The 11214-nt window shown below is 73.5% G+C and carries 10 protein-coding genes and 1 tRNA gene; 1 reads left to right on the forward strand and 10 read right to left on the reverse strand.

Annotated features, from left to right (window positions below; genetic code table 11):
* Positions 1-69: 69 nt before the first annotated feature.
* On the reverse strand, positions 70-2520 hold the full coding sequence (locus ACWGJB_RS10370; RefSeq protein ID WP_453379756.1) for a GTPase: 2451 nt from the start codon (positions 2518-2520) through the stop codon (positions 70-72).
* A 3-nt stretch (positions 2521-2523) separates the two neighbouring features.
* Positions 2524-4131, reverse strand: a complete 1608-nt coding sequence (locus ACWGJB_RS10375) for a dynamin family protein (RefSeq protein ID WP_453379757.1) — start codon at positions 4129-4131, stop codon at positions 2524-2526.
* Between the two features lie 320 nt (positions 4132-4451).
* Here ACWGJB_RS10375 and ACWGJB_RS10380 point away from each other — a divergent pair.
* Positions 4452-4524, forward strand: a tRNA-Arg gene (locus ACWGJB_RS10380).
* Positions 4525-4697: 173 nt separating this feature from the next.
* On the opposite strand, the gene ACWGJB_RS10385 is transcribed toward ACWGJB_RS10380, so the two are convergent.
* From ACWGJB_RS10385 to ACWGJB_RS10420, 8 genes are all read right to left on the reverse strand, one after another.
* Positions 4698-5387: a GAF and ANTAR domain-containing protein gene (locus ACWGJB_RS10385; RefSeq protein ID WP_453379758.1), complete on the reverse strand. Its 690-nt coding sequence runs from the start codon at positions 5385-5387 to the stop codon at positions 4698-4700.
* Between the two features lie 203 nt (positions 5388-5590).
* Positions 5591-5899, reverse strand: coding sequence for an acyl carrier protein (locus tag ACWGJB_RS10390; RefSeq protein ID WP_351329174.1), 309 nt, complete (start codon positions 5897-5899; stop codon positions 5591-5593).
* Positions 5900-5903: 4 nt separating this feature from the next.
* Positions 5904-6479 (reverse strand): nuclear transport factor 2 family protein, encoded by a 576-nt coding sequence (locus ACWGJB_RS10395; protein WP_453379759.1) that lies wholly within the window; start codon positions 6477-6479, stop codon positions 5904-5906.
* A gap of 35 nt (positions 6480-6514) precedes the next feature.
* Complete coding sequence (locus ACWGJB_RS10400; RefSeq protein WP_453379760.1) at positions 6515-6778, reverse strand: acyl-CoA carboxylase epsilon subunit; 264 nt, start codon at positions 6776-6778, stop codon at positions 6515-6517.
* Between the two features lie 14 nt (positions 6779-6792).
* The gene (locus ACWGJB_RS10405) at positions 6793-8304 is read right to left on the reverse strand and encodes an acyl-CoA carboxylase subunit beta (RefSeq protein ID WP_453379867.1); all 1512 of its coding nucleotides are present in this window, start codon (positions 8302-8304) and stop codon (positions 6793-6795) included.
* Between the two features lie 103 nt (positions 8305-8407).
* The gene (locus ACWGJB_RS10410; RefSeq protein ID WP_453379761.1) at positions 8408-9253 is read right to left on the reverse strand and encodes a 4'-phosphopantetheinyl transferase family protein; all 846 of its coding nucleotides are present in this window, start codon (positions 9251-9253) and stop codon (positions 8408-8410) included.
* 8 nt (positions 9254-9261) lie between these two features.
* On the reverse strand, positions 9262-9717 hold the full coding sequence (locus ACWGJB_RS10415) for an acyl carrier protein (RefSeq protein WP_453379762.1): 456 nt from the start codon (positions 9715-9717) through the stop codon (positions 9262-9264).
* A gap of 2 nt (positions 9718-9719) precedes the next feature.
* A complete protein-coding gene (locus ACWGJB_RS10420; RefSeq protein WP_453379763.1) occupies positions 9720-11213 on the reverse strand; it encodes an MFS transporter in 1494 nt (497 codons plus the stop codon).
* Position 11214: the final 1 nt, after the last annotated feature.

The following is an 11214-nucleotide window of genomic DNA, read 5'->3' on the forward strand; positions in this document are numbered from 1 at the left end:
TCCCCCGCGACGGGCCTCAGCCCGCCCCGCCGACGTCACATCACCCCACCCCACCCCGCCCCGCCGGCGTCACCCCACGCCGGCCCCCGTCCGCGTCACCCTGCCGTACTGCTCCCGTACCTCCCGGTAGCGCAGCAGTTCCGATGCCACCGGGTCCAGTACCCGGGCCCGGCCGCATCCGGCCGCCGCCTCCCGCAGTCGGCGTTCCGCCTCCAGGCCGTACCGTCGGGCCGGTCCCCGGGCCGCCATCCGGCAGCCCCATTCGACCAGCGGCCCGCCGACGATCCCGGCGATCATCAGGAGCACCGGCACGCCCAGGTTGGGCGCCACCACCCCGGCGATCTGCCCGACCAGCCACAGCCCGCCGACCACCTGGAGGAGCGTCATGGCGGCCTGGGCGAGCACCGCCACCGGCCACCAGCCCGGCCTGGGCGGCCGCCCCGGTGGCAGCCCGGCCTGTGCGGCCAGGTCGTCGAGAGCCTCCGACAGGCCCTGCGAGCCGCGTACGGCCGCCTCCCGCACCGCCTGCGCCCAGGGCGCCGGCAGTCCGGCCGAGGCCCGGTCGGAGACCGTGCGCACCGCGTGCTCGACGCGCTGCCGCGCGGTGGCCTCCTCCTCCGGCTGGGCCTGCTGCAGGCGCCCCGTGGGCGGCTCGCCGCGCCCCTGGTACCAGCGCCGCAGCCGCAGCCAGGGGGTGCCGCAGGCCCGGTTGGCATTGCGCAGCCAGGCGCGTTCGGCGGCCTCGCCGGCGGCGGTGGCACCCACCGCGTCGGCCAGCCGCGCGGCGAAGTCGTCGCGCGCCTCCTCGCTGAGCCCGGGGCGGCGCCCGGTGGCGTACACGGGCCGCAGCCGGGCCGCGGCGGCGTCCACGTCGGCGGCGACCCGGCGGGCCGCCGCGCCCCGCTCGGAGACGAACTGGCCGAGGCTCTCGCGCAGTTCGCCGATGCCGTCCCCGGTGAGCGCGGACAGCGCGAGCACCGTGGCGCCCGGTTCGCCGTACTCGCCGAGCGCGACACCGTCCTCGTCGAGCACCCGGCGCAGATCGTCGAGGACCAGGTCGGCGGCCTCGCCGGGGAGCCGGTCGGTCTGGTTGAGGACGATGAACATGACCTCCGCGTGACCGGACAGGGGCCGCAGATAACGCTCGTGGAGCACCGCGTCGGCGTACTTCTCGGGGTCGACGACCCAGATCACCGCGTCCACCAGCTTCAGGATCCGGTCGACGTGGTCACGGTGCTGGACCACGGCCGAGTCGTGGTCGGGCAGGTCGATGAGGACCAGCCCGCGCAGCTGCGCGTCCGCCTCCGGGTTGTGCACGGGGCGGCGGCGCAGCCGGCCCGGGATGCCGAGCCGGTCGATGAGGGCCGCGCCGCCGTCGCTCCAGCTGCACGCGATGGGCGCGGCGGTGGTGGGGCGCCGTACGCCGGTCTCCGAGATGGCGACTCCGGCGAGCGCGTTGAACAGCTGTGACTTGCCGCTTCCGGTGGCTCCGGCGATGGCGATAACGGTGTGCTGGCCGGAGAGCCGGCGCCGGGCCGCGGCCTCGTCCAGGACCCGGCCGGCCTCGGAGAGGGTCTGGCTGTCGAGTCGGGTGCGGGACAGGCCGACGAGTTCGCGCAGCGCGTCGAGGCGGGAGCGCAGCTTGCCGTCGTAGGCCAGCGGGGCGGGGGGCGGGGCGCCCGGACCCCGGGTCTCCAGGACGGGGGCGGCCGGTTTGGCGGTCTCGGTGACCCGGCGGGCGATGAGGCCGTCGTCCCAGACGCCGTCGTCGTCGACGGCGGCGGCGGCGGCGGCCGGGTCGTCGTCGCCCGGCTCACGCTGCCCACGCTGCCCATCCGGCTCACGCTGCCCGCCCGGCTCACGCCGCTCGCGCTGCTCCCGGGCGCGCGCGTGCGGCACGGTCTCGGTGTCGGCGGCGCCCTCGGCCGGGTGCGCGGGCTCCGCCCCGGTCCCGTCCCGCCGGCCCTCGGACCCGTCCGGTACGGAGTCCTTCGCGGCGGCGTCCTTCGGGTCCGGCCCGGAGCCCTTCCCCGAGCCACCCGCCGAGTCCCTCCCCGGGCCCTTCCTCGAGCCCGTTTCCACGCCCGTCCCCGGACCCTTCCCCGAGTCCCTCCCCGAATCCCTGACCGACTCCATCACGGTGCCCTTCGCGGTGTCCTTCACAGAGGCCTTCACCGGGTCCGGACCGGGGTCGTGGACGAGGTCCGGCCCGGACTCCCGTCCAGGGACCCGCCCGGACTCCCGCCCCGACTCCCGTCCCGACTCCCGTCCGGGCTCCCGCGCGGATTCCCGTCCAGGCTCCCGGCCTGGCTCCCGACCCGCCTCTCCTCCCGGCGCCCGCCCCGGCTGCCGACCCGCCTCTCCTCCCGGCGCCCGCCCCGCGTCCGGCGCGGGGTCCGTCGCGGTCAGGCCGGTCTCGAAGTCACCGATGTGGTCACTCGGGCGGTCACCTGTGTAGTCACCGGTGTGATCCATGCGTTCCATGTGATCTGTGTGGTCGTGGTCAGTGACGGCGGTCACCGGTCACCTCTCCTTCTGGAGGACGGACAGGGCGGCGATGAGTTCGGCCTGGGGTTCGGGGTGGACGTCCAGGGCGTCCAACGGGGCGAGCCGGCGTTCGCGTTCGGTGTGCATGACGCGGTCCAGGTGCTCCCCGAGCAGCCGTCCCGCCCGGTCGCGCAGCCGCAGCGCGCCGTGGGCGCCGATGCGTTCGGCGAGCCGCTCCCCCGCCACCCGGGTGCGGCGCCCGCCGAGCAGCGCGGTGGCCACCAGGGCGGCGACGCCCTCGGAGTCCGGCGCGACGCTGCGGTCGAGCTCGCGCACCTCGTCGTCGGCGTACTCCTCCAGCTCGCGCCGCCAGCGCCGGACGGCGATGCCGATGCGGTGCTCGGCGCTCTCCAGGGAGGGGTCGCGGTCGGTGAGCCCGGAGGCGGCGGAGGCGGGTTCGCGGCGCCAGGAGTCGTCGATGCGCTCGTCGGCGGCGGTGACGGCGCACAGCAGCAGCGCGGCGAGGCTCTCCACCAGGGCGTCCAGGAGTTCGCCGGGGGTGCAGTCGACGGGGAAGGCGCGCCAGCGCTTGAGGGCGTCGCCGGCGAGGACGGCGCCGTTCTGCAGCCGACCGCGCACGCGCGCGTGCTCGCTGTCGTAGGCCGTCTCGACGGCGGAGGTCAGCCGCAGGGCCGCGGCGTACTGGGCGGCGGCGGCGCCGGCCAGCTCGGGCAGCCGGGCCTTGAGGGAGTCGAGGACGCCGTGGGCGGTGCGGGCCAGGGTGTGCCGGCGGGCGCCGGGGTCCTGGGCCTGCTGCAGGAGCCAGGCGCGCAGCGGGGCGACGGCGGTGGCCGGGAGCAGCCCGCCGCCCCAGGCGGACTCGGGCAGCTCGGGCACCGTGAACCGGGGTACCTCGCCGAGCCCGGCCTTGGTGAGGAGGGCGCCGTACTGCCGGGAGACCTCGGAGACGACCGTGTGCGGGACCCGGTCGAGGACGGTCACCAGGGTGGCGTCGTACTCCTTGGCGGTGCGCAGCAGATGCCAGGGGACGGCGTCGGCGTAGCGCGCGGCCGTGGTGACCATCACCCAGATGTCGGCGGCGCAGATGAGTTCGGCGGCGAGGAAACGGTTGTCGACGACCAGGGAGTCGATGTCGGGGGCGTCGAGGAGGGCGAGTCCGCGCGGGAGGCTGTCGACGGTCTCGACGCGCAGCACGCGCCCGGGGTTCTCGCCGGGGAGGAGGGGGTCGTCGCCGGGCTCCTGGTGCGGTACCCACACGCGCGTGAGGTCGGGCAGCACACGCATGCCGCTGAACCAGTGATGGTCCTCCGGATGACAGACCAGGACCGGTGTGCGGGTGGTCGGCCGCAGCACACCCGCCTCACTGACCCGGCGGCCCACCAGAGAGTTGACGAGGGTCGACTTGCCGGCACCGGTCGATCCGCCCACGACGGCCAGAAGCGGCGCTTCGGGCTCTTTGAGCCGGGGCACCAGATAGTCGTCGAGCTGGGCGAGTAGTTCGTCGCGATTGGCACGCGCGCGTGCGGCCCCCGCCAGGGGCAACGGAAAGCGTGCGGCGGCGACACGGTCGCGCAGAGCGGAGAGTGTGTCGAGCAGCTGAGGCCGTACGTCCAAGGTCACCACATGCGAAGAATGCCCAATTTTAGGGGAATTCTGAAGCATATAGACATGTCTGCGCGCCGACAGAACACAACGGGCGGAAGGGACGACTGGGACGGAGGCACAGTCCAGGCATAACGAGTGCACAACACCCGGTGCCTCAGGCGCCAAAAGCGATGCACGATTCGTACCTGCCTGCGATTATCAGGACCGCTTCACTGAACCTCCACATTGAGCCACGGAGGCGAAGCAACCGGGACGAGGACCGGGGAGTTCTATCCTTGTCCCCGGCAACGTCACGGACCGGCCCGACCGGGGCAGTACGTACGAGGCCAGCACAGCCGGCCCCCGTAGCTCAGTGGATAGAGCAGGCGCCTTCTAAGCGCTTGGCCGCAGGTTCGAGTCCTGCCGGGGGCGCCCACTCCGCAGCCATCCGTTTTCACGGGATGCCGCAGGTCAGGCCCGCTTCCGGGGCCGTATGGGCAGGGTTTCGCCGATCACGGGCGCGGGCGTCACAGGCAGCCGAGAATGGGCTTGTTGTCGACGCTGCGGACAGCAGCTCGCAGACCACCCGCAGCCGACCGCCGCGTTCAGGACAGCGGGCCCTGTTCACAGACCCGGCGGGCGACCTCGCGGAGCTTGATGTTGTTCTCCTGCGAGTAGCGGCGCAGCACGTCGAAGGCCTGTTCCTCGGTGAGGTGGTGGCAGCCCATCAGGATGCCCATGGCCTCGCCGATCAGGTGACGGGTGGCGACGGCCTGTTCCAGCTGGGCCTGGGTGCGGGCGCTGGAGAAGGCGACCGCCGCATGGGAGGCCAGCAGCCAGCCGGCCAGTTCGCTGGCCTCGGTGAAGGCCCCGGGCCGGCGGGAGTAGATGTTCAGCGCGCCGAGTTCCTCGTCCTCGGTGTAGAGCAGGAAGCCCATCATGCTGCCCACGCCCAGCCGGTGGGCCCTGGGGGCGAATTCCGGCCAGCTGGGCTGCTCCTGGGTGAAGTCCCGGATGCGGTACACCCGCTCCCCGTCCCCCGCGTGGGCGACGTCGAAGCACGGGCCCTCGCCCAGCCGCTCCTGGAGCCGGTCGCTGTCGACGACCAGCTGCTCCGTGGGGGCGAGCGTCCGCACCTCCTTGCCGCGCAGCACCAGGATGCCGGCCGCGTCGCAGCCCTCCACCAGCTCCGTGGCCGAATCGGTGATCCGGCCCAGGGTGGCGTCGACCGACTCCTGCGCCAGCAGATCCCGTGCCAGCGACGCCAGCCGCTGCGCGAACCGCGCCCAGTCCATCGCGTCCGCCGCCTCTCGCCGCCTTCCGGCCCGTCCCGCTCTCAGCATGTCACGCGGCGGACGCCGGGCTCGGTTGGAACCGACGGGCGACGGGTGACATCGTTGTCAGAAGTCGGCAGGAGCCGCTCCTGGGCCGATGGGCCGAGATGCCGGACATCTCGCGCTCAACGGCACAGGAGCCTGGTGGCGGCCACCGGGGAGGCTCAGGTCCGGTCGACCAAGTCGCTCAGTGTCGCGGCCAGTTCGCCCACCGACTGCTCGCGCAGGAGGTGGTGGGCGGGCACCGGGATGTTCAGGGCCGACTCCAGGGTGCGCTGGAGGGTCAGGGCCGTGAGGGAGTCGATGCCCTGGGTGTAGAGGGGGCGGTTGCGGGCGATGCGGTGGGCCGGCGGGATGTCCAGGTGCTGGGCCAGATTCCGGCAGAGGAAGGTCTCGAACGCGCGCCGGCGGTCGTCGCCGGGAGTCTCGCGCAGGGCGCCCAGGTCGAGCGCGGTGGTCGGTGTGCCTGACACGGTCTCATCGTCCTTTCGTCTGGCGTGGGCGTGGCTGGGAACTGCGCAGTGCACGGGGGTCGGGGCCGGGGCGCGGGCCGGCCCCGTCGGACCACATCAGGTGGAAGCGCCAGCGGCTGAGCCGCCAGCCGTCCGGGGTGCGGACCGCCTCGCCCTCGCTGTGGCCGCCGATGTCGAAGCGGCCGTCCGGGTCCGGACCGTCGTCGTGGTGCACATGGGACGCGATGAGGTGGATACGGATCCGGGCGGTGTCCCCGTCGACCCGGATGCCGTAGTTGGCGGCCAGGTGGTGGGTGCGGGCGAAGCGGGACTTGCGGTCGTAGTGGAAGGCGGCGGCCTGGTCGCGGCCCTCGACCGCGCCGACCGGGAACTCCAGCCGGCAGTCCGGGGTGAAGACCGTGGCCGGCCAGGCGGGGTCGAAGCCGTGTTCGTCCTGGGTGTCGAGCAGGGTGATGTAGCGGTCGATCAGTTCGGCGACGGCCGCACGGTCCGCGAGTACGGCGAACTCGGCGCGCAGGGCGTCGAGTTCGGCACGCAGTTCGAGGACCGTGCCGGCGCGGTCGAGGGACGGGGACGTCATGGGGTCCGTGGCTCCAATTCGGGTGAGGGGGGCCGTCAGGCCGCGGGACTGCCCGCGACACGCCAGCCGCGGGGGTCGCGGTGCGCCGCGAGGCGTTCCGGGCGGCGCCAGCCGGCCACCGGACGGGACTCCAGCGGGCACGGGCCGACCGCGGCCAGGGCAGCCGCGCGGGCCAGCAGGACGGTGGTCAGCGCGGCCAGCTCGGCGGGGCTCGCCGCGCCCTTCACGACCCTGATGACCAGCGCGCCGTCCGTGCCGTCCGTGCCGTCCGTGCCGCCTGTGCCGCCTGTGCCGTTCATGCCCGCCGCCGCGCTCACTGCGGCGGGTTGCCGTGCTTGCGGCATGGCAGGTCGGCCTGCTTGCTGCGCAGCATCGCAAGGGCGCGGATCAGGGTGCTACGGGTCTGCCGCGGGTCGATGACGTCGTCGATCAGACCGCGTTCGGCCGCGTAGTAGGGGTGCATCAGCTCCGCCTGGTACTCCTTGATCTTCTGCGCACGGGTGGACTCGGGGTCGTCCGCGGCCGCGATCTCCCGGCGGAAGATGACGTTCGCCGCGCCCTCGGCGCCCATCACGGCGATCTCGTTGGACGGCCAGGCCAGCGCCAGGTCGGTGCCGATGGAGCGGGAGTCCATGACGATGTACGCGCCGCCGTACGCCTTGCGCAGCACCAGGGAGATCCGGGGCACGGTGGCGTTGCAGTAGGCGTAGAGCAGCTTCGCGCCGCGCCGGATGATGCCGTTGTGCTCCTGGTCCACGCCCGGCAGGAACCCCGGTACGTCGATCAGGGTGACCAGCGGGATGTTGAAGGCGTCGCAGAACTGCACGAACCGCGCCGCCTTCTCGCTGGCGTCGATGTCCAGGACGCCGGCGAAGGAGGCCGGCTGGCTGGCCACGATGCCGACGACCTCGCCGTCCAGCCGGGACAGCGCGCACACCACGTTGGTCGCCCAGCCGGGCTGGATCTCGAAGTAGTCGCCGTGGTCGACGATCTCCTCGATGACGGACCGGATGTCGTAGACCCGGCCAGGGTCCTCCGGGACCAGCTCCAGGAGGTGGTCGGTGCGCCGGTCGGCGGGGTCCTCGGTCGGCACCCGGGGCGGCAGGTCGCGGTTGTTGGACGGCAGCAGCGACAGCAGGTGCCGTACGTCCTCCATGCAGCCGCGTACGTCGTCGTAGGCGAAGTGGGCCACGCCGGAGGCGGTGGCGTGCACGTCGGCGCCGCCGAGGTCGTTCTGGGTGATCTCCTCGCCCGTCACCGCCTTGACCACGTCCGGTCCGGTGATGAACATCTGGGCGATGTCCCGGACCATGAAGACGAAGTCGGTCAGCGCCGGCGAGTAGGCGGCGCCGCCCGCGCACGGGCCGAGCATCACGCTGATCTGCGGGATCACCCCGGAGGCGCGGGTGTTGCGCTGGAAGATGCCGCCGTAGCCGGCGAGGGCCGAGACGCCCTCCTGGATCCGGGCGCCGGCACCGTCGTTGAGGGACACCAGCGGGGCCCCCGCCGCGACGGCCATGTCCATGATCTTGTGGATCTTCTGGGCATGGGCCTCGCCGAGGGCGCCGCCGAAGATGCGGAAGTCGTGCGCGTAGACGAAGACGGTACGGCCGTGGACCGTGCCCCAGCCGGTGATCACACCGTCGGTGTACGGCCGCTTCTTCTCCAGGCCGAAGCCGGTGGCCCGGTGCCGGCGGAGCATCTCGACCTCGTTGAACGACCCCTCGTCGAGCAGGAGTTCGATACGTTCGTACGCGGTGAGCTTGCCCTTGGCGTGCTGGCGCTCGGTGGCCAGCGGGTCGCCGTGCCGGGCGGCCTCCTTCATGAGGCCGAGCTCCTCGATCCGCTCGGCGGCGCTCCACTGGCCGCGATGCTCACGGTCGTGCAGGCTCGGGCGGCCGGTTTTCTGTTCGAGTGACATTGGTGGGTCACGCTCCCCAGTCGGATACTCCGGTGGTCGTGCCTTCGGCGCCCCGGTGCACGGGCACGCCCACGGTGCCGTCGGCGTCCAGGTCGACCGTCTGTCCCGCGTACAGCGCGACCGGCGGCACCCAGCGCACGGTGACCTGCTCCGGCGCCCGGCCGCGCACCGCGACGGCCGCGTTGTGCCGGGGCCCCGACGGCAGGTCGAGCAGCGTCCACCCGGCCGGCCTGCGGTACGGGTCGGCGCCCAGGTAGTCGTGGCCGGGGTCGCGGGACAGACCGGTACCCAGCGCCTTGAGATAGGCCTCCTTGCGGGTCCACAGCCGCCCGAAGGCCGCACGCCGTGCCCCGGCGTCGTCGAGCGCCGCCAGCTCCTCCTGCTCCCCCGGGTGCAGCGCCGGGGTGCACACCTCGACGGTCTCGGCCCGCGGCAGCCGCTCCACGTCGGCGCCGACGACCGTACGGGAGACGGCGACCACGGCCATGCCGTGGCTGTGCGCCAGCGAGAAGTGCAGCGGCGGGTCGGGGTGGGCGACGGCCGGGCGGCCGTGCGGCTCGGCGCAGCCCGGGCAGGGCTCCCGCACGAACGGCACGTCCTGCGGGGCCAGCCCCAGGTAGGCCCCGAGCAGCCGGCGCAGGGCGACATGCGCGGAGGCGTACGTCACCCCGTCCGTGGGCCGGACGAAGGACGCGGTCCGCCTGCGCTCCGGCTCGCTCAGCTCGGTCAGGTCGAGCAGCTCGGCCGCGGTCTCCAGCTGCGCCCGGCGGATCAGCCAGACGTCCAGCTGCCCGGCCGCCGGCAGCCTGGGTTCGGCCGCGAGGGTGGCCGCGCCGAACTCCAGGACCGGCATCTGCCCGATCACCTCGGGCTCGGCACGTCGTGCGCGACCAGGTGGTACTCGTCCTTCCCGGCGTGCTTGTGCGGGCTGTCCTCCGGGCCGAGCTGTCCGGCCAGGCACTCGACCAGCTCGGCGGCGCTGTTGGCGCGCAGCAGCCGGTTGAGGTTGACGTCGACGCGCAGCGCGGCCTCCATCCGGCGCTGCAGCTCCAGGCCGTTGATGGACCCGATGCCCAGGCTGTTCATCGGGCGGCCCACGGTGTCGATGCTCTCGGGTGACACCCGCAGCACCCGGGCGAGTTCGCCGCGCACGTACGCGTCGATGATCCGGGTGCGTTCGGCGAGGCCGACGGAGGCGAGGTGCACGAGGCTGGGCGGCACCACCTCGACGATCTGGTCGCGCTCGAACTCGTAGTCCAAGTCGTCCAGTTCGTCCTCCAGGTCGTCGAAGACCCAGGTCTGCGTTGTCTGGTCCATGGTCATTCCCCGTCGTGGAGTGAGGAGGGTGGGGTTCGGATCAGGCCGGTGAGGCCGACGAGCAGGCCCAGGAAACCGAGGACGGCGACCAGGGTCAGTGCGGGCCGGCAGGCGGCGACCGCGGCGGCCGGGCCCGGGGTGGTTGCGTACGCGGCGAGCAGGGCGGCGACCAGGGCGACCGTGACGACCGCGGCGAGCTGTACGGCCGTCTGGTACAGGCCACTGCCGGTGAGCCTGTCGGCGGGCGCGAGGCGGGACATCGCCTGCATGTTCAGCGCGGCGAAGGACAGCACGAAGCCGGCGCCGACCAGCAGGAGCGTGGGCAGCATCCGGCCCGGGTAGTCCAACGGCCATGGATCCGGACGTAGTTGGAGCAGGTAGCCCGCGAAGGCACAGGCGGCGCCGGCCACGATGAGACGGGGGGCGCCGAACTTGGCGACCAGGCGGCCGGAGGCGAGCGCGGTGAGCGCCGGGGGTGCGGCGGCCGGGGTGAGGGCGAGGGCGGCGCGGAGGGGGGACCAGCCGGCCAGGGTCTGGGTCTGGTACGTCAGGACGAACAGGAGGCCCAGGTAGGAGCCGTTGAGACAGGCGGCGCCGGCCGCGGAGCGGAGCAGGGCCGGGTTGCTGCGCAGCGCGGGGCCGACTTTGAGCAGGGGGTCGGCCGATCTGTGCTCGATCTGCCAGAACGCGAGCAGCAGCAGGGCTGCGGCGCAGAGCGGCCCGACGGCTCTCGGGTCGCTCCAGCGGTGGGTGGCGAGTTGGGTGACGCCTTGGACGAGGGCCAGCAGGGCGCCCAGGAGGGTAAGGGCGCCCGGGATGTCGTAGCGCTGCAACGTCGTCGTTCGGGTGCGGCTCGATGGGGGCTGGTCGCGCAGTTCCCCGCGCCCCTTTGGGGCGCCTGGAATCAGCCTCAGTCCAAAGGCGAACAGCACCAGCACCACCGGCGCCGGGAAGGCGAAGGCCCAGCGCCAGGATGCTTCCGTCAGCCAGCCGGAGAGGATCAGGCCTGCTGTGAAGCCGCCTGCGCCGAAGAGGGTGTAGACCGAGACCGCCCTGCTGCGGGGCCTGCCCTCGGGGAAGGTGCTGGTGATGATGGCGAGGCCGGTGGGGGCCGTGAGGGCCGCGCAGAAGCCCTTGACCAGGCGGGTGGTGAGGAGCAGCCACGGGTCCTGGGCGAGGGCGCTGAGTGCGGAGGCGGCGGCGAAGGCGAGGAGCGCCGCGAGGTAGACGCGGCGGCGGCCGAGGAGGGTCACCACGCGGGCGCCGAACAGGAGGAGGCCGCCGAAACCGGCGGCGAAGCCGGTCATCGCCCACTGGGTGACGGTCGGCGCCGCTCCCAGGTCCGTGCCGATGGCGGGCAGCGCCACCACCGCCACGGACACCTCCAGCGCGTCGATGAGCATGTTGCCCGCGAGGACGAGCAGCAGGCCCCACAGCCGGGGGCCGAACCGCTCGTCCGGGCCGGCGGCGACCGGTGACGGAAGGGTCCTGGTCACC

This window comes from Streptomyces sp. NPDC054813, from assembly GCF_053611365.1.

What these genes read in the sequence shown, in the direction of transcription:
- ACWGJB_RS10385 (WP_453379758.1), bottom strand. Translation starts at nt 5,387, where the DNA reads ATGGACTGGGCGCGGTTCGCGCAGCGGCTGGCGTCGCTGGCACGGGAT.
- ACWGJB_RS10395 (WP_453379759.1), bottom strand. Translation starts at nt 6,479, where the DNA reads ATGACGTCCCCGTCCCTCGACCGCGCCGGCACGGTCCTCGAACTGCGT.
- ACWGJB_RS10400 (WP_453379760.1), bottom strand. Translation starts at nt 6,778, where the DNA reads ATGAACGGCACAGGCGGCACAGGCGGCACGGACGGCACGGACGGCACG.
- ACWGJB_RS10405 (WP_453379867.1), bottom strand. Translation starts at nt 8,304, where the DNA reads ATGAAGGAGGCCGCCCGGCACGGCGACCCGCTGGCCACCGAGCGCCAG.
- ACWGJB_RS10410 (WP_453379761.1), bottom strand. Translation starts at nt 9,253, where the DNA reads ATGCCGGTCCTGGAGTTCGGCGCGGCCACCCTCGCGGCCGAACCCAGG.
- ACWGJB_RS10415 (WP_453379762.1), bottom strand. Translation starts at nt 9,717, where the DNA reads ATGGACCAGACAACGCAGACCTGGGTCTTCGACGACCTGGAGGACGAA.